The sequence below is a fragment of the Balneola sp. genome, from assembly GCA_003712055.1.
GTDB lineage: Bacteria > Bacteroidota > Rhodothermia > Balneolales > Balneolaceae > RHLJ01.
Map to the genome: position 1 here is coordinate 174,713 of RHLJ01000007.1, position 25,749 is coordinate 200,461.

Genomic DNA, 25,749 nt, shown 5'->3' on the forward strand with positions numbered 1-25,749 from the left:
ACTAAACAGACTCGGGGGAGTAGTATACCTATGAGTCGGGTATGTATGCTAACTAATAACTTAAAAGGGTAAGAATTATGGATCCGGCAATCTTTGAATTCTCAGTTGATTTTAACTTGTTAATAGAGGTACTCATAACTATTGTGGTATTCTCTTTTTTCGTAGAGCGGGCTTTATCACCACTCTTTCAGTCCGAATTATTTTTAAAATGGTATGATCCGGAAAATCTACCTGATCCTACTCCACCAACGGATAAAAACTCAAATAAAAAGCAGGATAAAGCTGATGCTGAATCTCAGCAGGAAGGGACTAAGAAAAAGAAAAAAGGGACAAAAGAGATAGTCTCTATAATTGTATCGATAGCAGTAGTAGTTTTTTGGGAATTTGATGCAATCACGATTCTCTTTAAAACATATAATGAGCCACAGGTATTTGGGTATGCTCTTACAGGGCTAATTGTAGCAGGAGGTAGTAAAGCATCTATAAAACTATTTGTTGATGTACTGGATTTTAAAAGCACAGCACAAAAAGAGAGGGAGAAAAACAGAGATGAAAGTAACTAGACTCTATAAAGTTGTTGGGCTAATACTTCTCTTTTGCGTATTTGGATTAGGGGATGTATTCGCAGGTCATTTGGTGACTTCAAAGAAAGCACCAGTAAGAGCCGATTCTTTGAGTAGCTCTCAAATAATTACCAGAATCCAGGGAGGTGTAGCCTTAAAGATAGCTGGAGAAGAGCGATTATATGGAACGGGCTACTGGAAAATTGAGCTCCCAAATGGCGGGGTAGGGTATATCTACAAAACTCATGTAAGATATAAGGAAGAAGCAATGCCTGGAGATACAGAGAGTGAAGACGGTCCAGCAACCGGTTTTCTTCAGGTACATATGATTAATGTAGGTCAGGCGGATGCTATATATATAGTATGCCCGGATGGAAAGCATCAAATGGTGATTGATTCCGGGGAACTAAATATGGGAATTAGGTACCCAGGCTCGGTAAAAGAATTCAAAAATTATATACGAAGTCATCAAAGCATAAATGACCCTATTGAATTAGTTGTCTCCTCTCACCCACATTCGGACCATATAGCTGGTATGGATTGGTTGTTAATGAATTATGAAGTGGATTTATATCTGGATAGCGGAAAAGAGAATGATAAATCAGCTACTTATGAATCACTTGAAGCAATGATCATTGAAAACGAGATAAATCGTAAGCAATTAACAGATATCGAACTTCCTGAAATCGATTTTTGCAGTAGGAGTGATGTTAAAGTGACAATTTTACGACCTCAGGGCTTTGATGAAGAAGGAATGCATATCAATGACTATTCCATTGTGATAAGAATGGACTATAGAAGTTCTTCCTTTCTTTTTACTGGAGATAGTGAGGAAGAGCTGGAAAGCAAACTGCTAACAGATCCATCTACTGCTCCATTGCTAGATACAGATTGGCTGAAAGTAGCACATCATGGGTCTGAGACTTCAACTACAGAAAAGTTTTTAGAAGCTGTAACTCCAGATATTGCTGCTATTTCGAGTGGTGGAGAAACTATTGGGACAAATGGATCAGAAGAAGATGAAGCTGAAGGTCACCTACATCCAAGAATGAGTACAATTGAAAATTTACTTCCATATGTATCGGAGCGTTCTGGTATAAAAACCACACTTGAGGCTTTTAATTCCTCCACAAAAAAATGGGAACAAGTAACAACGAAAGCTGCCATTTATATCACAAACAATGATGGAGACCTGGTCTTCTTATCTGATGGGGATTTGATTTGGAAACTGGGAGATAAGGCTAATTAATAAGGAGCGAGATTATGTCTGAGAACGAATTATCAAAAGATACTTTCCAGTTGGGAATAACTATGGCTGGAGCCTCTTCTGCAGGATGCTACATCGGTGGAGTGATGGATTACTTCTTTGAAGTACTGGATCAATGGGAAGCGGCAAAAAAAGGTAAGAGAAAGGTAAAATCCAGCGATGGGGAATGGATTGAAGTAGACCTCACAGAAGAGCAGAAAAAAATGGTGCCACCACATAAAGTTATGATCGAGGTTATTGGTGGTAACTCAGGTGGGGGAATGACTACAGCCATGACAGGTCTCCATGCTATAAAGGGAAAGTTCAATCCGGTTCAGGAAATCGACCTTAGCAAGGAAAGAGAGGAGACCGGTAATGTATTCTATGATAGTTGGGTAGGTCTTGGTGATAAAGGTAAAGTCACCACATTTCAGCGAGGACTTGATACAGGCGATTTGTCTGATGGCAAGATCCATTCAATATTGAATTCTTCATTTATCGAAGAGATCGCAAAGAAAGCGTTCGTCTTAGAGGGAGACTCAGAAACGGATCCTACAGACAATCTTCCGGATTATTTTTCCAGAGATTTGGAAATGGTAATTGCTCATGCCATGCTAAGGGGAGTTCCTTTGGAAATACCATTTGGTAACAATACCAATAAAAAACTCCGTAGCGCCCCCAGGCACGCAACCTATGAACACTTTTTATTGTCGCATTTAAAACTGAATAATGGTACTCCAACTAATCCCGATGAATACATCTATCTGAATCCCTACGACGATCATGTAAAAAAACAGATCCAAATGATTGCGATGGCAACGGGAGCATTTCCAATAGGTTTGATGTATCGGAAATTTGATACTTCCCTGTTCAACGAAAACTACATTAAAAGAACTATTAGCCGGGTAGTCGACCAAAAGCTTTGGGAAGCGAACCCAAGTATGTTCCAAAATATACTATGGACTAATTTTCCTGATCCATATTCAAGTCTTACTGTAGATGGCGGTGCTATTAATAATGAACCTTTTGGTGAAGTAGAAAACATTCTTAGAGCAAGGGCGAATCCTGGTGTGGCAGAAAGAAAGGACATGAAGGTGCTGGATGATAATGATTATCAGAAATATGGATTAATCATGATTGATCCTTTCCCGGATCGTCCGGAACTCAGAAAACCTTATTCAGAAGAAAAAGATCTGTTTGGCGTAGCACCAAGTATTGTAGGTACCCTTTGGGATCAGGCAAAAATTAAACGCCATGAATTAAAGTACTTGTTGGATGATCAATTTTATAGGGGGGTGGTATACCCGGTTAAGTATGAAAAGGTGATCGAGGATCAGCAAGAAAAATATGAGAAAATCGATTATCCCTTAGCTACAGCAAGTATCGGAGCTTTTGGTGGTTTTCTGGATATAAAATTTAGAAATCATGACTTCTTTTTGGGAAGGGATAACGCCCGCAATTTTATGCGAGCATTTCTGAGTATGCCATTCGATCCGGAAAATAATACGGTACATCCTATTCACGAAGCTTGGAAAAAAAGTAATGGAGAATTTGATGAGGAGATGATCGAACGGTTTAAGATTGTTATCACTGACAAAGAGACAAAGGAGACTAATATGTATCTCCCTATTATTCCGGATGTAAATCTGATCTTCAAAGAAGAAGAACCTCCGGCCGGAGAAACCTATAGCAGTATGGATCGCTATAAATATTCTGTGAAGGATATGCCAAAATACGATGCTAAAGAGTTACATGAACGATACGGTGACATTTACGAGCGAGTGAAAAGGGTTCTCGATATTCTTGTAGATATGATCCCTAGAAGCAGGCTAAGCTTTTTATTAAAAGGAGTCTTAGTCTTTAAGGGGTTTATTAAAAAGAAAATAGCCAAAGAAGGAGCGAATTTTCTTATTGATACCATTCTGGAAGATCTGAGATGTCGTAAACTGTTAAAGTAAAATACTTCCGGGAGGTAAATATGAAGGAATTAAAGATACATGAGTCGGGTACTTTTATTGTCGATTCTCAAAAAGTAGATAACCGAAGTTGCTTCTGGCTTTCTAAGCATGGGGTTTATAGAATTGAAGTAGACCCCAAGGATCAAAAATGGACCGATGGAAAACTCTTTAGTCAAACGGTAAGCGCGGATGGGTTTTCAAATATTTTTCTAAATCTATTTTCCTGGAAAAAGAGATATCGTGGTGCTAAATGGTTTACTCTAATGGGGAAGATAAAAGGCGAAAAGAATTCTGATTTCCCGATAGGTGCGTTGGAGCCTAACTATTCACCAGGTGATCATGGAGAGCTGATTTGCTATGCAAATGACGCATACGGCCATTATAAAAATAATAGCGACTCCATAAATGTCAGGATAACAAGAATCAGCTGAGAATTTTCACCTTCTTTCTCGAATTGCCGTATCTTTGGGCATGAAAATTCGCCTGGAACAAATTAATCCAACCATTGGAGATCTGATTGGCAATCAAGCCCTCGTGCTTGATGCCATTAAAAAGGCCGAAGCAGATCAGATCGATATCTTGCTTATTCCCGAATTGGTGACCTGCGGCTACCCACCTATGGATTTGCTTGAGCGAAAGGTTTTCAGAGAGCTGTGTTATGAGATAACACAGGAGATTATTTCCAGGACCAAAAAAACAGCAGTCATTTTCGGTTCTCTAACTGAAAACCTGACTGGGGTTGGTCGCCCGTGCTTTAATTCGGCTATTGTTGCTCAAAATGGCAGCGAAATTGCTCGTACTCATAAAGCACTCCTACCTACCTACGATGTATTCGATGATTTAAGATATTTTGAGCCTGGTACTGAATTTGAGCCAATTTTAATTCACGGAATTCCTTTTGGAATCACTGTATGTGAGGATATTTGGTTCAACGACAATGAGATACAATATCATACCTATGCGGTCAATCCTGCTGAGATATTAGCTCAAAAAGGAGCCAGGGCAATTATCAACATTTCGGCATCTCCGTTCACAAAAAGGAAACCGGAAAGCAGGGTAGGAATGCTCCAGAAACACGCCCGTGAATTAGGCTTGCCTCTTTTTTATGTAAACCAGGTAGGAGCAAATACGGAATTAATTTTTGATGGAGATTCCCTGGCCCTGGATGAAACCGGATTTATAGTTACAAGAGATGAGCGTTTCAAATCCACCTTTGTAGATGTAGAATATAATCCGAAAACCCAAACACTGGACGCTGGAAAGTACGCAGAATGCGAACGTACAATCCCAAATCCTATAGAGACCATGTTTCATGGGTTAGTTCTGGGTGTTAGAGATTACCTTAGAAAATCAAAACTTGGTGAAAAGGTTACTCTGGGATTGAGCGGTGGTATTGATTCAGCACTCGTTTGTGCCATCGCTGCTGAAGCAGTGGGTGCTGAAAATGTATTGGCAGTGACTATGCCATCGAAATTTTCAAGTGAAGGAAGTGTCTCCGATTCCGAACAACTAGCCTCAAACCTGGGGATAGAGCTGGAAACCATTCCAATACATCCCATATTTGATGCGTACAGAACTCAACTTAATCCATTATTTGAAGGCACCTCTTTTAATGTAGCTGAGGAGAACCTGCAAAGCCGTACACGCGGTGATTTGTTGATGGCTATATCCAATAAATTTGGACATATGCTTTTGAACACAGGTAATAAATCGGAAACAGCCGTTGGATATTGCACCCTGTATGGAGATATGGCCGGAGGACTCGGTGTGATCTCAGATCTTTACAAAACGGAAGTGTATGCCATGTGTAAATGGTTGAACGAAGAATATTATCAGCGTGAAGTAATACCTAATACTATCATCGAAAAAGAACCCAGCGCTGAGTTAAGATTTGATCAAAAAGATTCAGATTCTTTACCGGAATACGGAACATTAGATGCTGTTTTGAAATATTACCTGGAGGATCAGCTATCAAGAGAGGAAATCATTGTAAAGGGTTTTAAGGAAGAAGTTGTGGATCGGACTCTTCATTTAGTAGATCGAAATGAACATAAACGGTACCAGGCTGCTCCGGGCCTAAAAATTTCAGCAAAAGCATTTGGATCTGGTAGAAGATGGCCTATTGTTCAGCAATGGACAGGTCAGGAGAAGATTTTACAAAATCATGGAAAACTATCTGCTGATAAGAACGTCTAAAGAGTGTTTTGTTTTATAATCTTGGTTCCATTCTTAAAATGGACTTTCATTCACATTAAAGCTGATAATCATTAACTTGAACCCTTATTAATCTACAGAACCTTTATGAAAAAGCAGCTAATCGTTATTAGTTTTTCTATTCTCATGTTAGGCACCACACTAAGTTGGGCGCAGGACTCAACAGCTTCCGTTAAAAATAAGGAGATGCCCCAGAGGCTTTTACCTTACTCTAATTCGATGGAAGGCTTTCAAACCCAGGACGGATTAAACGAGACCCCAACTCTAGCTCCACTAGATGGATTTCAAAAAGATGTTATCAGCAGGGTATCCGATATTTATAAAATGTACATCATGGCACTTGATGCACAGGTGGCTGAAGATGCCGTTTTAACTGAAAAATATATTAATGATGCTGTAGAGGCTTCTCAGGGTCTATTGGACGATTACCCTGAAATTCGCTCCGATCGCAGGTTTAGTGAATTATCCAGAATTGTAGTTTCAGAATACCGTCAGTTCTATGGAATAACAGATTCAGAAAGTGAGCCTCAGGGTGAGATTTTCGCAATTCAGGAGGATTTTTTGGAGGACGAAACTCTGCTATCTGATAATTTTGAGTTTCCGAATGATGTTTCCATTCAAAATACAGCAGTTCCTCTGGTACAGAATGCTCAGGTCAATCGGCACCTGGTTTACTATACACTCAGAAGACCGGAGGTTATGGAAACCTGGAGAGAACGAGCTGAAGTATATAAACCAATGATGGATGAGATTTTTGCTGAAGAAGGTTTGCCACCAGAGCTTGTTTATCTGTCATTTATAGAAAGTGGAATTAACCCCACAGCGAGAAGCTGGGCCTCAGCAGTTGGTATGTGGCAATTTATTGCGGCTACGGGCAGGGTTTATGGATTAGAAATTAACTGGTGGGTAGATGAGCGGAGAGATCCCGAAAAAGCTACAAGAGCTGCTGCACGTCACCTTAAAGACTTACATAATATTTGGGGAGACTGGCATCTGGCTATGGCAAATTACAACATTAGTCCCCGTGGATTGAACAGAGCAATTCGAAGAGCTGGTGGAGAGAAAGATTATTGGGCTGCATATCCATATCTGCCAAGAGAAACTCGTGGATATGTTCCTGGTTTCATAGCTACAACAATGATTAATATGAGTCCTGAGGAATTTGGCTTCCAAAAGAATTACGGCAAAGATCCGTACTCATATGATGTAGTCGAAGTTGATGGGTTGATGCCTCTTGAGGAGATGGCTAAAATTATTGGAATCACTACTCAGGAACTGAAAGATTACAACCCGGAATTATTAAGATGGGCGACCCCTCCGGGAAATAAATATGCATTAAAAATCCCAACAGGTAAAAAAGCGGAGTTCCTAGCTTCTTATGATGACATTCCAAAAGAGAATGCCAATCAAAGTATAACCATGCATACTGTTAGAAGCGGAGAATCTATTGGATTAATAGCAAGAAAGTACGGAACCACTGTAAGTGGTATTTATGCAACCAATGAGAATCTATCGAACATCATTTATCCGGGGCAGGTATTGGCAGTTCCGCTACCAAACGGAAGTACTTCACAACTATCTGTAAATAGGCCAACCAACCAAAGAAGTGGTACTACAACCACAAGGTCTACCAGCACAAGCAGTAGTGTTCCTGCAAATTCAACGAAACTTACTTATAAAGTAAAAACCGGAGATACTGTTGGTCATATTGCAGAATGGTATGATGTGAGAGCCTGGAATATTCGAACCTGGAACAATATTGGAAATACTATTCGGGTAGGTCAAAACCTGTCTATCTATGTACCTAATTCCAGGAAAGACCACTATACGCAAATAGATAAACTCTCATTCAGAGAGAAGCAGGATTTAGAGACCAAGCAAAAAAGAGGAGAAAATATCTTCTTGGCTTCTTCTACTACAACCAATGACAATGGATCGGTTACTTACGTCGTTAAGCAAAACGACACACTTAGCGAAATCGCTGAATCACATGGAGTGAGTACCTCACAAATCCGAAGATTAAATAATATTTCCGGTTCGAGGATTTATGTAGGTCAATCCCTCCGGATAAAATAGGACATATGAGAAATTTGATGAGAAGAAGTTTATGGCTTTTGCTAGCTATGTTAATACCTGCTAATACCTATGGGTTTCAAGAGCAGGATGTCTATTTCCTCATCAAAAAAAACTTCTCCATATTCAGTAAAGCTTATGAGAACATAGCTCTTGAATACGTTGATCAGGTAAATCCTGAGCTGCTGATGCGTAACGGAATGCAGGCTATGCTTGAGACACTTGATCCATACACTGTGTTCTATAACGAATCCCAAAACGAACAAGCTGAGATTTTTTCTAGAAGCAACTATGCTGGGATTGGTATCGAAGCTGGCTTTAGGGATGGAGAAGTAGTAATTGTAGCTCCTACCGAGGGTGGACCCTCTGAACGAAAAGGTATTAGAGCAGGAGATGTCATTCTATCTATTGATGGTGTTTCTACCGAAGGACTATTACCCGAAGAAGTTCAAAACCTTACAATGGGAGAGATAGGATCCAGTGTTACACTTGTAATCACCCGTTTCGGTGTAGACCAGCCTATTGAATTCGAGATAACCCGAGAAAGCATTGAAGTACCCAACGTTACACATTTTACGAATTTAGGTAATGACGGAGAGGTTGGATATATACGTCTCGCTCAATTTGGAATGAATTCGGCAAGTGAAATTCGTGAAGCTTTAAACCAGGTCTCATCGGAAAGAGAACTGCAAGGGTTAATTCTGGATTTAAGAGATAATCCCGGGGGAATTCTACAAGAAGCAGTCGCTATCGTTGATAAATTTGTTGAGCCAGGACTTACCGTAGTAGAAACCAGAGGAAGAATAGCGGAATATAATCAAGCATATAATACAAGCGAGCCTGTACTTTTTGATAAACCTATTGTTGTTCTCATGAATGGAGGCAGTGCGAGTGCATCAGAAGTGGTTTCGGGGGCACTTCAGGATTTAGATCGGGCAGTGATATTGGGAGAAACAAGTTTTGGTAAAGGATTGGTGCAGATAGTAAAACCAATGCCTTACAATACTTCAATGAAGATTACTATATCACGGTATTTTACTCCTAGTGGAAGGAGTATTCAATCTGTTGATTATACTCATCAATCCAGAAATTCTTCCATTTCGCGAGCTGAAACTGCGAATCGCATCTTTAGGACAAGAAATGGTCGCGAAGTAAAAGAAGGAAGAGGCATTGAACCTGATGTAATATCCACTGGTGAAATTCCCGGTTTACTAGAAGTATCGTTGCTCCAACAAGGACACTACTTTGATTTTGCAACAAAATATGAAGCTGAAAATCCGTCTTTCAATGAGCCTGAATTACCAGCATCAGTTTTTGAGGATTTCAAAGAGTTTTTAGTTGATCAAGAATTCGACTACATAACTGATTCAGAACTACTATTGGCCGAGCTCAAAGGGAAACACCAAGAAACAGAGATCAGGTCAAATATCGATGCTATTCAAAATATTATTGACGATCAGAAGGCTACCGAGTTTGAGGAAGCTGAGTCGAGAATAAAGAAAATTCTTTATCTCGAGCTGATTTCCCGATTTAAAGGTCAAAACGCAGAAAAAGACGCAGCCCTGCTTCTTGATGATCAAATAATGGAAGCATTAAATGTGCTTTCAAGCCCAAAAAATATTTCGGGTATTTTGAACGGTGAAGGGTAATGCTCCCAAAAGCAGATCTACACATTCACACAACTTTTTCTGATGGGAAGTTAGATCCGGTTGAGGCAGTAGAAATCGCAGTAGAAAAGAAGCTTTCTGCGCTATCTATTACCGATCATGATACTTATGAAGGGTATTTTGCTGCTAAAGAAAGAGCCGATGAACTAGGTATACAATTAATTCCAGGGGTTGAAATAACCAGTTCTTATAAAAATCGTGAATCTCACATCCTGGCCTATTTTTTTAATACAGATACCCAATTCTTCGCCGATTTTTTTATTTCGCAGCGAATTGAACGGAGGAATCGAATTAAAGGAATTATTCAAAGACTAAATGGTATCGGGCTAATTGTGGATTATGATGAAGTAAGAGCGGAGGCGAACGGAGCCAATATAGGCCGCCCTCACCTGGCCAAGGTTTTAGTTAATAAAGGATATGCCAGAAATCATCATGATGCATTTGATAGGTATTTAAGTACTGAAAAACTTGGTGAAATCAACCAAAACTACCCTGAGGTATCTAGAGTTATTGAAACTATTCGAAGCATAGGCGGTGCTGCAGTGCTGGCACACCCAGCTAAATTTTACTCTGAAAAGGAAATCGAAGAATTTATCAAGTTGGGTATTGATGGCATAGAATGTATTCACCCAAGCCATAATTTTACACTTCAAAAAAAGTACACCGCTATATGCGAAAAGAACGCATTGCTTATTACAGGAGGCAGTGATTATCATGGCGGAAAGGAAATGGCAAAAAGACATTTAGGCGTGGTATCAGTTGCTCTAAAGCATGTTGATAAGATGAATAGAATGTGTGAGCAGAGAAAGCAAATTGTAGAACTAAAAAACTAACTATCGATGAATCTTATTGAAGGAACAACAAGGCCGGAAGGTGCAAAAGTTGGAATAGTAGTATCAAGGTGGAATTCAAGTATTACTGAAAGGATGCTTGAGGGTGCTCTAGCAGCACTAAAGGGGAATGGGATAAAGGATGAAGATATACTTGTAGCTCGCTGTCCTGGTTCTTTTGAAATACCCTTAACTGTTCAATCATTATTAGATAAAGGTACTTTTGACGGAGTAATAGCATTGGGCGTAGTCATACGCGGAGGAACTCCACATTTCGAATATGTTTGTGATGCGGTAACACAAGGAGTACTAGAACTAAATCTTAGGTACCAAAAACCAGTGGCATTTGGTGTCCTTACTACTGATGATGTACAACAAGCTATAGAGCGTGCAGGAGAAAAGGGGAACAAAGGAGGAGAGGCTGCACTAGCACTATTAGAAATGATAGATCTTCAACGAAAGCTTAATACTTAATAGAGCCAGTTTTCCTTGCTTAAAGACGAGTAAAGCTCTAATTTAAGAAGCTTGAAAATCAGACAAAATCTAGTTGAAAGAGCTCACTCTTACTAAAAAAGAACAGTCCCAGGAAGACAAAGCCAGACAACTCCTTTTAAAGGAAAATGGAGAAATTCCGGAGCATATTGCCATCATCATGGATGGTAATGGCAGGTGGGCTAAAAGTAACGGAAGTGTTAGGCTTCATGGCCATAAAGTCGGGGTCGATTCTGTAAGAGATATTACTGAAGCATGTGCGCAATTAGGAGTCCAATATCTTACCCTTTATGCATTTTCTACTGAAAATTGGGGAAGGCCATCGGTTGAAGTAAGGGGGCTAATGCGTTTATTAGTTTCCTCACTAAGGAAAGAAGCAGACAACTTGCACGAAAATGATATCCAGCTTGTAACAATTGGGCAGATGGATAGATTTCCTCAAGACTGCCAGAAAGAGCTTCAGGAAGCCATTGAATTAACCAAAAACAACAACAGGCTTCAATTGTGCTTAGCACTTAGTTACTCAGGTAGATGGGATATCACTCAGGCAGTTAAGAAAATAGCTGCTCATGTAAATGAAGGGCGATTAGATCCCGAACTGATTAATGACCAAATGATTAGTGATCACCTTTCAACTGCAAGTATTCCGGATCCTGATTTGATTATCCGCACTAGTGGCGAATATCGGATTAGTAATTTTTTACTATGGCAACTTGCGTATTCCGAATTATACATAACACAACACTATTGGCCTGATTTTCGACGTAACGAGCTTTACGAAGCAATCACTTCCTACCAAAAACGAGATCGGCGTTTTGGGAAATTAGACATTGCAAAAGACGAAAAGGGTAGCTCATCCCGTTTACTCAAAAATTGATGAACTTTATTGGCTAATTACCACGTGCATACTTTCTTAAAACAATTACTTTTTACCTTTTTACTTTTCTCTTTTTCAGCAGTAGCTAACCAAAACCTTCAAGCTCAGGATTTTCAAATAACCGATCCTACGCTTGAGATTCCACAAGAGTACACTGTTCTTGGTCTTGAGATTAGGGGAAATGAAACTACCAGAGAGCAGTTCATTATAAACGCAAGTCTTCTGCAGCCCGGAACTACAATCACTTATCCGGGTGAAGATATTCCCGATGCGATAAAACGATTATTTAGAGTAGGTCTTTTTTCTGATGTGAAAGTTTTTATATCGGAGAAAACAACCACTGGTGTCCGGTTAGTAATCGAGGTTACTGAGCAACCCCGCATGCTCGAATATAAAATTGAAGGGGTTAAACGAACAGAAAGAAGAGACCTTAAAAAGCAGATTTTGTTACTTCCAGGTACAGCGATAACAGAATCAAATATTGAACAGGCAAAACGAGCAATAGACAAGTTTTATCGAGAGAAAGGTCTTTGGTTTACCGAAGTTGAAGCGCGTGTTGAACCCTCTGATAAGGTTGAGAATAGATCAATATTAATTTTTGATGTTAAAAGGGGTAAGAAGCTTGAGATAAAAGACATTCAATTCCCTGAAGTTGAAGCTTTTTCTGAGAGAAAACTTACAAAAACGGTAAAACCACTTAAGGAAGATAGATGGTGGAAGTTTTTATCTAAAAAGACTTTTAAGCAGGAAGATTTTGAAGAGGGTAGAGAAAAACTACTGACCTTCTATCGAAACAATGGTTATTCGGATGTTCGCATAGTTGCAGATTCAGTATGGGTATTCGATTATGACGGTAGTAAAAAGGGGATAAAAGTCCGCTTCGATTTACAAGAAGGCCCTCAATATAAAGTCAGGAATGTGAGCTGGGATGGGAATACAGTATATACCGACGAGCAATTAACAATCGCTCTAGGTTTTGAAAAGGGAGATATCTTCGATGAATCTAAATACGAAGCGAATACTACCTTTAACAGAAGCTCTACTGACATAAATAGCCTTTACCAAAATATTGGTTATCTCTTCTTTAACTTATTTCCAACGATAACTAAAGTAGGCGAAGATTCTTTAGATTTGCATTTCGATTTATATGAAGACGAAATTGCAACTATTAGATCGGTTTCCTTTTCGGGAAATACTAATACTCATGACGACGTAGTTCGCCGGACATTACGAACGGTTCCAGGAAATAAGTATAGTAGGGATGCGATTGTGCGTTCTATCAGGGAGTTAAGTACACTTGGTTATTTTGATCCTCAGAATATTACTCCTGACGTTTTACCAATTCCTCAAAATAAAGAAGTAGATATATCCTTTAGCCTGGATGAGTCTCAGAGTACCAGTAATTTTGAATTCTCAGGTGGTTATGGTGGTCAGTCAATTGGAGCAATTATCTCCGCCAGGTTGAATTTTAATAATTTTTCCTTGAAAAGGGCCATTGAAGGAGATTTTACGCCTTTCCCTTCAGGAGATGGACAAAATTTATCATTGGGTGTTCAGGTAACCGGTACCGGATACCAAAGCTATAGCTTCGGATTTGTTGAGCCATGGTTGAACGGGAAACCTACTTCACTTGGAGTCAATTTTTCCTATAACTTCATTCGATATTCGGGTAGTGACGCCCGGGATCGCCTATTTTCAGCAAGCGTTTCACTTGGAAAGCGGTTGAAATTCCCGGATGACTATTTTTCTACCCGTACGGTACTTGGATATCAGCTGTATGATGTAACCAACTCTCTTTCTTTCTTAGCCGAAGGTACTTCGAGTCTTATTTCCATAAAGCAAGTGCTTGAGCGGAACTCTTTAGATAACTTTATTTCTCCGAACTCTGGATCAAAGTTTACACTTACCGGTGAAATTGCTCCTCCGTTACCGGGATTTTCTGAATTCTATAAAATCACTACTAATTTTCAACATCATGTTCCTGTAGCTGGCAAACTTGTACTAACAAGTCAGGCTGATTATGGATTTATAGGATATTTGACAGATGACAAGCGAAGTGATTTTCAAAAGTTTTTGGTTGGGGGAACACAACTTCAGCAGCGTCAGAGCTTTGTGTATGACAATATAGATCTAAGGGGGTATCCTGGTGGAATTGGAGAAAGTATTGCCCCTGTTGTTGATGGAAACCAAGTTGGAGGAAGGGTTTATGCGAAATACTCATTTGAAATGAGGTATCCGGCAGTAAGCACCGAACAACTACAGGTAATTCCATATATATTTTATGATGCCGGAAACTCTTACCTTGAGTTTTCTGACTTTGATCCCTTCAAATTGAAGCGATCAATTGGATTCGGATCACGTCTATTCTTGCCTGTTCTTGGATTAGTAGACTTGAGTTATGGCTATAGACTTGATGGGGTAGAAGGGACTTCCATTACGCCAGGAAACTGGGAATTCTTATTCAATATCGGATCTCCATTCTAATGAAGCTAAAGGTACTCATAATATTCTTAGCGCTGTTTTTTATCAGTACAGCAAACTCAGAAGCTCAAAATCAGAAAATCGGGTATTTTGAATCTGAGGTAATACTTGCTCAAATACCTGAATATCAGGGAATCGAGCAGAGATTACAGTTACTCAGTGATGGCTGGGAGCAGGAACTGAATGAGTTGGATGCAGAAATTCTTGCATTAGAGGAGGATTATAAAGCTAAAGAAATTCTTTATACAGAAGAGATAAGGCAACAAAAAAGAAATGAAATCCAGCAAAAGAAACTGGCTCGGGATACGTTCTTGAATCAGAAATTTGGTCCGGAAGGCGAATATTTTCAAAATCAAAGGGATTTATTGGAACCTATTCAACGCCAAATTTTTACGGCTTTAAGGACGGTAGCCCAAAAACAGGGATTTGACTATGTATTTGATCGCTCAGGTGATCTGTATATGGTATACGCTCGTGGAGAATGGAATTTAAATGAGGCTATTCTTCTAGAGTTAGGAATAGAAATAGAATAAACATCTTACATAGAGAAACGATAATTTCCACAAAGTTAAAAGTTATGGGAAAACACATAGTTGCTGTACTTGTTGCATTACTGTTTACTGTTAGCGCACAGGCCCAAATTAAAATCGGGTTTATGAACCCCGCTGAAGTATTGGCACAGATTGAAGAAGTACAGATCATTGAGCAGGAAATACAGAAATTAGTTGAGACACGTGACGCAGATTTACTCGCGAGAACAACTCAACTACAACAAGATTTTGCTACTTATGAAGAAGGAAAGACAGTTCTTTCAGAACAAGCTAGAGCAGAAAAAGAGCAGGAATTCTTGGATCGAAATGAAGCACTTGAACAGGATAGAGAAACTTATTTAAATGAAATAAGACAGAAACGCGCTCAAATGATGACTCCGATTATTGAAAGAATGGATACTGCTATAAAAGTGACAGCAGAAGAAATGGGACTGGATCTTGTTTTGAACCAGATGACTTCATATGGAGATGCAATCATCTTCTTCTCCAAAGAAGAGCGATTAAATATTACATCACTAGTGTTAGCCAAACTACAGGCTCAATAAATAATTTTAGACCAACGCATGAAAAAAATGATACGACGAATTAGTACAACCCTCACAACCCTTTTGGTAGTGCTCCTTGCAGCCTCTACTGTTAATGCGCAAGATGAGCTTAAAATCGGGTACGTTAATCCACAGGCTATACTGGCAAATATGCCCGAAATGAAAGCGGTACAGCAACGCCTACAAAATTTCACTGCTCGAAAGCAGCAAGAATTGATACAAAGACAGCAGATTTTTGAAACAGAAGTAGCAGCTTACCAACAAAAGATCGGAGTAATTTCAGCAGAAGCCCAGGCACAGGAAGAAGCAAGATTGGGCCAAATGCAAAACGATCTTCTTGCAGCACAACAGACTGCCGATCTGGAGCTTCAGGAGAAAAGAAACGAATTAGTTGGTCCACTACTTGAACAGATTGGATCTGCTATTGATGCAGTTGCAACCAGAATGGAATTAATTTATGTACTTAATACAACCACGAGTACCGGTGATCTTGTAATTCTGTATGCATCAGATGAGTATCAAGCTAAGTACGATATTACAGAACAGGTAATGGAAGAACTTGGAATGTTCTAATTGATCTGCCTAGCCAAAAAATTAAAGCCCACTTTAGTCATAAAGAGGGCTTTTTTATTTCACGTTCTTTTTCCTGTTTTGAATATAATCTTCAAAAATATACCCGCCTAGATCATTTAGCGAAGCGAAGTAAGCCTTTCCTTTATTAGCATTGGTCATTTCTCTAACAAAGCTTTGCAGGTAAGGATCACGGGCAATCATAAAGGTTGTGATGGAGATCTTATCTCTTCGACACTTCACAGCTTCATCAAGCACTTTATTTACAATTTTCCGATCAAGCCCAAAACTATTTTTATATAGTCTTCCATTTTCAAACATACAGGAAGGTTTTCCATCGGTAATCATAAAAATTTGCTTATTGGAATATTTTCTACGCTGAAGAATGTGCCGTGCAACTTCAAGGCCTTGTTTAGTATTTGTGTGATAGGGACCAACTTTCAGGTAAGGCAAATCTTCAACCGAGATTTGCCAGGCTTCATTACCAAAGGCTACAATATCTAGTGAATCTTTTGCGTAATTGGTCATTATTAGCTCAGACAATGCCATAGCTACTTTTTTAGCAGGTGTTATTCTGTCTTCACCATATAAGATCATCGAATGGCTTAAGTCAATAAGTAATACTGTGGCTACCGAGGTATAGTGATCAGATTCATGAACCTCAAGATCGTCTTCATGCAAATCGAAATGATCAAGCGAACTATGGCGAAGCATATTTAGCATGGTTGAAGAACTATCAATTTGACCAACGTCATCACCCAGGTTCCACTGTCTTGTCTCAGGTTGCCTTTCCATTCCTTTTCCGGAATACTGAGTTTTATGATTTCCAAAGCCACCTTTTTCAAGGTTTTTAAAGACTTCTTCCAATGACTTTTGTCTTAGACTCCGCTCGGCTTTTTTGGTCATGGTCAAGGAATCTGGCTGGTCTCCGTCGTCCAGGTATCCTCTTTGCTTCATTTCTTCGATAAAATCTCCGATCGAATATCCCTCCTCAAATTGATCGGTGATGTTATACTCTTGATCCAGTTCGGTGAGCCATCTTAAAGCTTGAGCTACGTCTCCACTGGAAATAGTCAATAGTTGTTGGAATAAGTCCCAAAGTGTATCAAAAGGAGTTTTCCCTGATTTTTTTTGAAGACGTTCATCCCAATTGAAATACCTAAAATTCATACAACTTAATTTGTATTCAGAATAGAAGTTTCTCTAAAACAGTTCCATTAAAGAACGGGAAAGGAGTATATTTTTGGTATGGACAGGACGAAATATGAAAAGCAGCTTTGGAGTGAGGGTTTTGAACGAATTATGGGGCTTGATGAAGTAGGAAGGGGTTGCCTTGCAGGACCTGTAGTTGCAGCAGGTGTTATTTTTGAGAGTGGAACAGAATTCCCTGAGATAAGAGATAGCAAGAAAATTGATAAATCTGAGCGAGAGCGCCTTGCTGATGAGATAAAGAAAAGAGCACTATTCTGGTCGGTAGAGGAGGGGAGTATTGCAGATATTGATCGTCTTAATATTCTATGGGCTTCAATCGCAACAATGGAAAGCTGTGCGAACAAAGAGGGAGCAGCTCCTGATTATTTGTTGGTTGATGGGAATCGGTATTCTGCTTCATTAATACCCTTTACCTGTGTCGTAAAAGGAGACGATAAATCTATAAGCATTGGGGCAGCGTCTATCTTGGCAAAAGTATACCGTGATAACCTTATGGAAGCGCTAAATAAAGACTTCCCGGAGTTTGGATGGGACAGTAATGTAGGTTATCCAACCAAACATCATAGAGAGGCGTTAAGAAAATATGGATATACTCGTCATCATCGTTTGAGCTTCAATCTTGGTACTGATAAAAAGTACAAATAAGTTATCGGTAAATACTGAATTCCCTTTTATGGAAGTCCATATTCAAGCAGATTGCAAGCATGATTGTATTAGTAAGAAAAGCAGAGCCACCATAGCTGATGAACGGGAGTGGAATACCAATAACCGGAAGTAGTGCAGTTGCACTTCCAACATTAATGAAGAAATGAATAAAGAATACTGAGGTTACACTCACAGTTACTAGTTGTGCAAAAGGGTGTTTATGGTTGCCTGCCAGTCCTAGAAGACGAACGAAAAGAAATAAGAACGTAATTACTACAAGGCCAGCTCCAAGTAGGCCAAATTCTTCCCCTATCACACAGAATACAAAATCTGTCCACTGCTCAGGTAAAAAGCGAAGTTGTGTTTGTGTGCCTTCGAGGAAACCTTTTCCGGTTATTCCTCCTGATCCGATGGCAGTTTTAGCTTGTATTACATTCCAACCTGCTCCGGTAGGATCATAGGATGGGTTTGTGAAAGCAAGAATTCTAGCAATTTGGTGAGGCTGTAATACACTGGTCAGTGCGAGTTGAACTCCTATTACAGTAAGAATCCCTGTTACAAAAGAGGTAATAGTGAGCCAAGTTCTGCGCTGGATAAAAAAGATTAATCCTGTAAGTAGTACTGCTGATACCAGGCCTAGTTGCCAATTTAGCACCGTCAAGTAAAGAATTATTGCAGGAGATATGATAAATATCGAAACCCCATATGGCAATCCTGACCAAAATAACATGACTGGAATTAATGCCAGGAATACAATTGCAGTTCCAAAATCGTTTTGAGCAATTACCAAGGCTGTAGGTAAAAGGATTATTAATACTGCGACAAGGGCGAATCGAATATTTTCCGCAGAGATATTCCTTCTACTGGTAAGGTAATTAGCTACTGCAAGTATAGTAGCGATTTTCATGAACTCGCTACTCTGAAATCCAAAGGGTCCGATTCTAAACCAACTTTTAGCACCATTTATTTCCGAACCGAATAGCAAGGTAAGCACCATGAGAATGATGCCAACTAAATAAAAAATATAGGATAGTTGTAAAAATGACCTTGGAGATACAAACTGAATAGCTATCATCATAATGACCGAGATAACCACAAAGCCCAATTGTTTATAGAAATTGGATTGTATATAAGAAGGTAAGAACTCGGACACCGGCCCTTGAGTTGCACTAAAAATTGCTATAAGGCCTACAATAGTTAGAATTAACCAGGCGAATGCAATGGACCAATTAAAATCGCGAACATTACTCATTGTTCGATCACCCCTTGTGAGTTATCCTCTTTAGGCTCCCAGTTTAATACATAGTTGTAAACACTATTTCGTTGTATTTCTGCTTGTAGATATTTTTCAATTACTAAAGATGCTATCGGTGCAGCAGAAATAGAAGCAAAGCCTGCATTCTCCAAAAATACAGTTACTACTATTTCCGGATTGTCATAGGGAGCGAATGAGGTGAACCACCCATGACTAAACCCATGAGGGTTTTGAGCGGTACCAGTTTTTCCTGCTGTAGGAATGTCATCGTTTTTAGCATAAAAGCGTCCGCTACCTTCTTCAACTACACGCCGCATTCCTCTTTTAACAACTTCAATGTATTCTGGTTCTATCCAGTCTATCTTTTCATATTTGCCAGGTGAAATATATTCTGAAATTTCTCCTTGTTGTACCTCGCTAACCAGATGTGGTTGAATCTTATAGCCACCATTAGCAATTGAGCTCGTCATTTGAGCTACTTGAAGCGGAGAAACGGACAGTACTCCTTGGCCAATTCCAAGGTTAATTAAATCTCCGAGTCCCCATTGTCTTCTTCCAAATCGTCGATTGAAATAAGCACTATCGGGAACAATACCTGTGGTAGCACTTGGTAGATCAACCGAGGTCTGAGCACCCAATCCAAAATCTTTGACCAGCTTGTTCCAATTATTTAAATCACCCTGAGTGCTTATTCGATCCATTAATTGATAGAAATAGGTGTTACTTGAATAAGCGATAGCCGTTTCCAGGTTATAGTCTCCTAACGGGGCGATATCTCTGTATAAACGCCCCCTCATGTATCCCCCGGTATTTTTAACTACTGTTTCAGGGGTAACATATCCAAGGTGCATACCGATCATGCCCATAAGTGGCTTAAATGTAGACCCAGGAGGTTGTCTACTGGATATCGCTCTATTGAATAAGGGTCTTGTGGTGTCCGAGTTTATATGAGCCCAGTATTCTCTATCGAGTCTTCCCGCTAACCGAGTTACATCATAGCTAGGAGAGCTCACCAGGGCAAGAATTTCTCCGGTATGAGGTTTCATAGCTACAACTGCACCAACCTTGTCAACCATCAATTCTTCAATAAATGATTGGAGATCTGCATCAATTGTAGTGATCAGGTTGAACCCTTGTTGAGGGTTTTTGTCTGTTCGCTCTCCTTCATACTTACCCAAAGATTGCCCAAAAGCATTAACCTTTAGGAATTCTATACCAAGCTCCCCTCGAAGAGAATCCTGGTAAATCAATTCAAGACCACTTTTTCCAATTTTGTCACCCAGTCTTAGGTCAGAAGAATTTTCATAGTCACTTCTGTCAGCCTCTCTCAAGTACCCAAAAATATGAGATGCGGTGATGTTAGGGGCATAATTTCGCTTACTCTCTATTTGATGTCCAATTCCAGGAAGTTGCCAAATGTTTTCCTGGATTCTAGAGAAGGTTTCAAAATCAACATCAGTTAGTAGAGGAGAGGTTCTATACCAGGAGTAACGCCGGGCTTCATCTACTCTTGAAGTAACCAGGCTATCTTCGATTTCAAGTAATTCAGCCAACAAAGGAATTTTATCCCTGTCGAAATTTGCAGGTGTTACTGTTATCGAAAAGATAGGTTCGTTATCAACCAGCAGTTTCCCATTTCGATCATAAATTAACCCCCTGGCAGGACTTACATATTCCTGTCTGATAGAATTTTCTTGTCCCAGAACGGCATAGGTTTCATAATGAATAACCTGTAAGTAGAAAACTCTTCCAAGTACAATCAGGCAAAGCCCTCCCATAATAATCTGGAGGGCTCGAATAGAGGTTCGGGTTCTATTTGGTTGTCCTTTATACATACCTACTTCACTCTAAAAACATATATCAGAGAACCTACAAGAGCGGTATAAATTGCACCTCCAACAATTTGTAGAAATGGGTAGTAATTCACTGCATAGGCTTCAAAGAAGCTATTCAAGCCAAAGAAAATTAGATTATGTACAATTGCTGCAACCCAAATAAAAAGGAAGATCTGCCAAAGCAGAAGCTGAATTTCAGCTCTCTTTCTTACAAAGTTATATAACAAAAAAACGAGCAGGGTTTTTGAGAACATAAACATTCCCCAAAAGTCGAAAAAAGCATCCTGAATTAAACCAAGTGCTGCTGCCATAAATAGTAGGCTCGATCGCTCGTATCTAGGTATTAACCAGAGAAGAAAGAAAATGATAGGATCTACAGTAGTACCTAAGATATTTAAGTGTTGAAAGAACAATATTTGCGAAATCACAAATACGATTCCAAGTCCAAAATCTTTTAATAGCTCGCTATTCATCGGAACAACTCGTTATAATCTTCATTTAGATTTTGTATGACCGAGTCCTGTTCAAAGCGGACTACAAATCCCTCAGCCACATTGAATAATGAAGTATAGGGCCTTAAAAAAATTCGTTGTGTATCCTTACCAGGTTCGGTCTCAGTACGAACAACATAACCAATAGGAATACCTGGAGGGAATTCGTTCCCAAATCCGGAAGTTTCAATCACAAAACCAGAATCAACAGGTATAGTTTTAGGGACAAAATCCATCACTAGTTCTGTCTTATTATCTCCGGTCCAGCTTACTATTCCCATAGATTTTGTCTCAGAAACTACAGCACTTACTTTAAAAAGGTTATTGAAGTAGGGCATGCCTTGCGAGTAAAATCTGCTTGTAAGTATGACCTTTCCAATAAGCCCGTCTGAAGTGATGATTGGCATACCAGCTTCTATTCCATGTCTCGATCCTGCATCTATTGTGAAGCTGTTGTTTGAACCGTTAAGCTCTTTGCTTACCAGGCTTACAGGAACCATATCGTAAGTTCCTCTCTCTTGGAAATTAAGTAATTCTCTGAGCTCTTTGTTTTCTTCCTCTATGGCTCTGAGCCTGCTTAATTCATCCTGAAGGAGAATGTTCTGCCGTTGAAGGTAGGTATTCGTATTTAGAGCCTGTCTGTAAATTCGAATATTGGAAAGTGGTTCCTCAAGTAGGCTAATAAAAGTGATACTGGCTTGCCTGAGGGTATTAATCCCTCCCTGATGTCGGTTGATTGCTATTGTAAGTGCACATACTAAGAGAAGGGCAGTGATTATATAGTCAGAAGCATGTTCAACTTTAAAAATTCTAAACCGCATTCAGCGTTTTCCGTTAGTCTATTACCGGTCGATAGTACTCCAAGTTTTCTAGGATTGCTCCGGTTCCACGAACAACAGCAGTCAACGGATCTTCAGCAATATGTACCGGAAGATCAGTTGTTTCCATTATCAGTTTGTCTAAATTTTTAAGCAATGCTCCACCCCCGGTCAACATTATACCCCGGTCAAGGATATCTGCTGAAAGTTCAGGAGGAGTTTGCTCCAAGGATTTAGTGATAGATTCGACAATAGTATTTACAGATTCTGCCATGGCTTCTCGCGCATCTTTAGAAGTGATATGTCGAGTTCTTGGTACACCATTTACCAAATCTCTACCTTTGGTAATCATCTCCAATTCCTCATCTAAAGGTGCTGCTGATCCAATTTCACATTTGATCTTCTCTGCTGTTCGTTCACCAATTAAGAGGTTATGATTGCGACGGAAATAATTTATGATATCTTCATTTAATTCATCACCACCAAGACGAACAGATTGAGCATATACAATTCCCGATAATGCAATAACAGCGATTTCTGTAGTTCCACCACCGATATCAACAATCATATTTCCTACAGGTTCATGCACATCCAGACCGATACCAATTGCAGCAGCCATCGGTTCATCAACAAGATGTACTTCCTTAGCACCAGCATGCTCAGCACTGTCCCTTACTGCTCTTCGCTCTACTTCAGTAATCCCACTAGGTACACAAATCACCATTTGACGAGTAGTTGAATACCACTTCTTTTTTACCTTGTGTATCATTCCCTTAATCATCTGTTCGGCTACTTCAAAATCTGCTATCACTCCATCTCGAAGCGGGCGGACAGTGCGTATCTTGCGATGGGTTTTTTCATGCATTAACCGAGCTTCATGCCCGGTAGCAACTGGAGTATCTTGTTGATTTAGAGCTACAATAGAAGGCTCATTTAAAACAATCCCTTCACCACGAGAGTAGATTAGCGTATTGGCTGTGCCCAAATCAATGGCGATGTCAGTGTAGAGAAAATCTAGAAGTCCTTTTTTTGGAGGTTTTTTAGCTGATTTAGGGGATGGAATCCCAAATCGATCCGACATTTTTAGTAGTTATAGCGTTGATGTTGCTGCTGATAATTTGGCTGGAAAATACAATATTGATATTCTATTTCCGAATCATTAAAAAAATGATTTTTAGTGCTTAAAGTGTCTTTTTCCAGTGAATATCATTGTCATTCCAAGTTCGTTTGCACGAGTAATTACTTCTTCATCTCTGATACTTCCTCCGGGTTGAATTACTGCAGTTGCTCCCGCTTTCGCAGCAGCTTCTACACCATCAGCAAAAGGGAAGAAGGCATCAGAAGCAATAGATGAACCCTGTAAACTTAGTCCCTCTTTGATAGCTTTTGCTACTGCGATCTCAGAAGAATCAACTCTGCTGGTTTGCCCAGACCCAATACCAAGTGTTTTCCCATCTTTTGCATAAACGATGGCATTCGATTTAATATGACGAACGACTTTCCATGCAAAAAGAAGATCTTCCATTTCGGATTCACTTGGTTTACGATCAGTCACTACTTTAAATTCGGATTCATCAAAAGGTTCCAAATCCGCATCTTGTTTTAAGAGCCCACCAAAAATACTTCGGAAAGTAGAAAGTTCATTTTTCGCAAGATCACCTTTGATAGTTATCAAACGGCGGTTTTTCTTTTGAGTGAGTAATTGAAGTGCTTCCCTAGAAAACGAAGGAGCAATAATGATTTCGGTAAAAATACTATCAATCGATTGTGCAGTGTCGAAATCAAGTTCTTGATTCACGACTACGATTCCGCCAAAAGGAGAAACAGTATCCGTACTGAATGCTTTTTTATAGGAATCATTTAAATTTTCCGAGATACCTACTCCACATGGGATCGTATGTTTTATGATAGCACAAGCAGGTTTATCAGAGTTGAAGTCAGAAATGATATTAAGGGCCGCATCAACATCCAGGTAGTTATTATAACTCAACTGCTTACCATGGAAACAGTCTATGATATCATTCTGATTTCCATACAAAGCAGCTTTCTGATGTGGGTTTTCACCATATCTTAGCTCCTGAGATAATGGTACCGAAACATTGAACTGATGGGAGGGTTCATCTCCAACAATTTGATCAAAATAGTTCGATATAGCTGAATCATAATCGGCTGTATGCGCAAATGCATCCTTTGCAAGCTTTTTTCTGGATTCAAAGCTAATCCCGGTTCCTTGATTTAGCTCAGAAATGAAGTCTTCATATTGCCCGGGAGATGAAAGAATACATACATGAGCAAAGTTCTTTGCCGATGCGCGGATCATAGTAGGTCCACCTATATCTATAAACTCAGTAGCCTTTGCTTCTGTAATATCTCCCCCTGATATAGTTTCTTTAAAAGGGTAGAGGTTTACTACCACTAATTCGATCGGTTTAATACCTAATTTCTCAAGCTCTTCATTATCGGGTGTATAACTTGTTCTTGCGAGTATGCCTCCATGAATATTGGGATGAAGCGTTTTTACTCTCCCGTCCAGGCATTCGGGAAATCCTGTTACTTCCGAAGCATCTTTAACAGCAATACCTGTATCCGAGATCGCTTTTGCTGTTCCACCAGTAGAGATAATTTCCACACCTGCGCTGTCCAGTGCTCTTGTCAATTCCAATAATCCTGTTTTATCAGATACAGAAAGGAGAGCTCTTTTTATGGTTAATGGGGTTGTTGGAAGAGAAGAAAGAGGTTTAAGAGCCATTAATCGGTTAGTTGTTTTAAATAGTTAGAAATTACTTTCGGGTAAAAAAGGTGTTCCTGTTCCAACACTCGTTTAGCAAGTGATTCGGGTGTGTCGCTATCCATTACTGGTACTTCTACCTGTTCTAGAATTGGGCCTTCGTCATATTCTTCAGAAACAATATGGATAGTACAGCCAGTTACTTGATCTCCTGCTTCAATAACTGCTTTATGAACTTTCAATCCGTAAAAACCTTTCCCACCATATTTTGGAAGTAATGAGGGATGGATATTTAAAATCCGATTAGAATATTGTTGTATTAATTCTTCAGGGATTTTTCTCAAATAACCGGCAAGTACGATTAAATCCGTCTTCCAATTTTCCAATTGACTGATTAGTTGCTGGGTATATTCCTGGTAGGAGCTAAAATCATTTTCCGAGATAACGGCATGAGGAATAGAATGCTCATCAGCTTTTTTAATTGCACCAGTCCCTTGCTTGTTAGAGATAAGACCGGCTATATGAGCTTCAAGTTCACCAGATTGGGTAGAATTAATAATGGATTGAAAGTTAGAGCCTGAGCCAGAGGCAAAAACAACAATATTAGCCAAAGAGCAGTCAGTTTTGAATTACAAAAGAGGGCTAAAGATAAAAAACTTAATCTGCGATAGGAATTAGAGTTCTCAATTAGAAAACTT

23 protein-coding genes are annotated in these 25,749 nt (G+C 39.5%); 15 read left to right on the forward strand and 8 right to left on the reverse strand.

Features of this window, described 5'->3' with window-relative positions:
- The first annotated feature begins 77 nt into the window (after window positions 1-77).
- The 14 genes from ED557_15340 to ED557_15405 all read left to right on the forward strand — a co-directional run bounded on the left by ED557_15340 (window position 78) and on the right by ED557_15405 (window position 16,070).
- Window positions 78-563 carry a hypothetical protein gene (locus ED557_15340; GenBank protein ID RNC79447.1) on the forward strand — a complete coding sequence of 162 codons (486 nt, stop codon included), beginning with the start codon at window positions 78-80 and terminating at the stop codon, window positions 561-563.
- The gene (locus ED557_15345; GenBank protein ID RNC79448.1) at window positions 499-1,812 is read left to right on the forward strand and encodes an MBL fold metallo-hydrolase; all 1,314 of its coding nucleotides are present in this window, start codon (window positions 499-501) and stop codon (window positions 1,810-1,812) included. The genes ED557_15340 and ED557_15345 overlap by 65 nt, the downstream gene beginning before the upstream one ends.
- 14 nt (window positions 1,813-1,826) lie before the next feature.
- Window positions 1,827-3,767 (forward strand): hypothetical protein, encoded by a 1,941-nt coding sequence (locus tag ED557_15350; protein RNC79449.1) that lies wholly within the window; start codon window positions 1,827-1,829, stop codon window positions 3,765-3,767.
- Window positions 3,768-3,787: 20 nt separating this feature from the next.
- Window positions 3,788-4,198: a hypothetical protein gene (locus tag ED557_15355; GenBank protein RNC79450.1), complete on the forward strand. Its 411-nt coding sequence runs from the start codon at window positions 3,788-3,790 to the stop codon at window positions 4,196-4,198.
- A gap of 40 nt (window positions 4,199-4,238) precedes the next feature.
- A complete protein-coding gene (locus ED557_15360) occupies window positions 4,239-5,963 on the forward strand; it encodes an NAD+ synthase (GenBank protein RNC79451.1) in 1,725 nt (574 codons plus the stop codon).
- Window positions 5,964-6,068: 105 nt separating this feature from the next.
- Window positions 6,069-8,057: a LysM peptidoglycan-binding domain-containing protein gene (locus ED557_15365; GenBank protein ID RNC79452.1), complete on the forward strand. Its 1,989-nt coding sequence runs from the start codon at window positions 6,069-6,071 to the stop codon at window positions 8,055-8,057.
- 5 nt (window positions 8,058-8,062) lie between these two features.
- Entirely contained in the window at window positions 8,063-9,703 is a 1,641-nt protein-coding gene (locus ED557_15370; protein ID RNC79453.1) for a S41 family peptidase, read from the forward strand.
- Window positions 9,703-10,554, forward strand: a complete 852-nt coding sequence (locus ED557_15375) for a PHP domain-containing protein (GenBank protein RNC79454.1) — start codon at window positions 9,703-9,705, stop codon at window positions 10,552-10,554. The genes ED557_15370 and ED557_15375 overlap by 1 nt, the downstream gene beginning before the upstream one ends.
- Before the next feature lie 6 nt (window positions 10,555-10,560).
- On the forward strand, window positions 10,561-11,025 hold the full coding sequence (locus ED557_15380) for a 6,7-dimethyl-8-ribityllumazine synthase (protein ID RNC79455.1): 465 nt from the start codon (window positions 10,561-10,563) through the stop codon (window positions 11,023-11,025).
- A 73-nt stretch (window positions 11,026-11,098) separates the two neighbouring features.
- Window positions 11,099-11,920, forward strand: coding sequence for an isoprenyl transferase (locus tag ED557_15385; protein RNC79456.1), 822 nt, complete (start codon window positions 11,099-11,101; stop codon window positions 11,918-11,920).
- Window positions 11,921-11,944: 24 nt separating this feature from the next.
- Window positions 11,945-14,404, forward strand: coding sequence for an outer membrane protein assembly factor BamA (gene bamA, locus ED557_15390; protein RNC79521.1), 2,460 nt, complete (start codon window positions 11,945-11,947; stop codon window positions 14,402-14,404).
- Window positions 14,404-14,934 carry an OmpH family outer membrane protein gene (locus ED557_15395; GenBank protein ID RNC79457.1) on the forward strand — a complete coding sequence of 177 codons (531 nt, stop codon included), beginning with the start codon at window positions 14,404-14,406 and terminating at the stop codon, window positions 14,932-14,934. The genes bamA and ED557_15395 overlap by 1 nt, the downstream gene beginning before the upstream one ends.
- A 44-nt stretch (window positions 14,935-14,978) precedes the next feature.
- Entirely contained in the window at window positions 14,979-15,497 is a 519-nt protein-coding gene (locus ED557_15400) for an OmpH family outer membrane protein (protein RNC79458.1), read from the forward strand.
- A gap of 27 nt (window positions 15,498-15,524) precedes the next feature.
- A complete protein-coding gene (locus ED557_15405) occupies window positions 15,525-16,070 on the forward strand; it encodes an OmpH family outer membrane protein (GenBank protein RNC79522.1) in 546 nt (181 codons plus the stop codon).
- A gap of 54 nt (window positions 16,071-16,124) precedes the next feature.
- Here the strand turns inward: ED557_15405 and ED557_15410 are convergent, their stop codons facing one another.
- Window positions 16,125-17,237 (reverse strand): hypothetical protein, encoded by a 1,113-nt coding sequence (locus ED557_15410; GenBank protein RNC79459.1) that lies wholly within the window; start codon window positions 17,235-17,237, stop codon window positions 16,125-16,127.
- Window positions 17,238-17,315: 78 nt separating this feature from the next.
- Here ED557_15410 and ED557_15415 point away from each other — a divergent pair, with 78 nt between their 5' ends.
- Window positions 17,316-17,924: a ribonuclease HII gene (locus ED557_15415; GenBank protein RNC79460.1), complete on the forward strand. Its 609-nt coding sequence runs from the start codon at window positions 17,316-17,318 to the stop codon at window positions 17,922-17,924.
- Between the two features lies 1 nt (window position 17,925).
- Here the strand turns inward: ED557_15415 and rodA are convergent, their stop codons facing one another.
- From rodA to ED557_15450, 7 genes are all read right to left on the reverse strand, one after another.
- Window positions 17,926-19,176 carry a rod shape-determining protein RodA gene (rodA, locus tag ED557_15420; GenBank protein RNC79461.1) on the reverse strand — a complete coding sequence of 417 codons (1,251 nt, stop codon included), beginning with the start codon at window positions 19,174-19,176 and terminating at the stop codon, window positions 17,926-17,928.
- Window positions 19,173-20,957 carry a penicillin-binding protein 2 gene (gene mrdA, locus ED557_15425; protein RNC79523.1) on the reverse strand — a complete coding sequence of 595 codons (1,785 nt, stop codon included), beginning with the start codon at window positions 20,955-20,957 and terminating at the stop codon, window positions 19,173-19,175. The genes rodA and mrdA overlap by 4 nt, the downstream gene beginning before the upstream one ends.
- A 59-nt stretch (window positions 20,958-21,016) precedes the next feature.
- A complete protein-coding gene (locus ED557_15430; GenBank protein ID RNC79462.1) occupies window positions 21,017-21,487 on the reverse strand; it encodes a rod shape-determining protein MreD in 471 nt (156 codons plus the stop codon).
- Complete coding sequence (locus tag ED557_15435; GenBank protein RNC79463.1) at window positions 21,484-22,326, reverse strand: rod shape-determining protein MreC; 843 nt, start codon at window positions 22,324-22,326, stop codon at window positions 21,484-21,486. Before ED557_15435 ends, ED557_15430 begins: the two co-directional genes overlap by 4 nt.
- Window positions 22,327-22,339: 13 nt before the next feature.
- Window positions 22,340-23,404 carry a rod shape-determining protein gene (locus ED557_15440; protein RNC79464.1) on the reverse strand — a complete coding sequence of 355 codons (1,065 nt, stop codon included), beginning with the start codon at window positions 23,402-23,404 and terminating at the stop codon, window positions 22,340-22,342.
- Window positions 23,405-23,497: 93 nt separating this feature from the next.
- Window positions 23,498-25,072, reverse strand: coding sequence for a bifunctional phosphoribosylaminoimidazolecarboxamide formyltransferase/IMP cyclohydrolase PurH (purH, locus tag ED557_15445; protein RNC79465.1), 1,575 nt, complete (start codon window positions 25,070-25,072; stop codon window positions 23,498-23,500).
- Window positions 25,072-25,662 carry a phosphoribosylglycinamide formyltransferase gene (locus tag ED557_15450; GenBank protein ID RNC79466.1) on the reverse strand — a complete coding sequence of 197 codons (591 nt, stop codon included), beginning with the start codon at window positions 25,660-25,662 and terminating at the stop codon, window positions 25,072-25,074. The genes purH and ED557_15450 overlap by 1 nt, the downstream gene beginning before the upstream one ends.
- Between the last annotated feature and the right edge of the window lie 87 nt (window positions 25,663-25,749).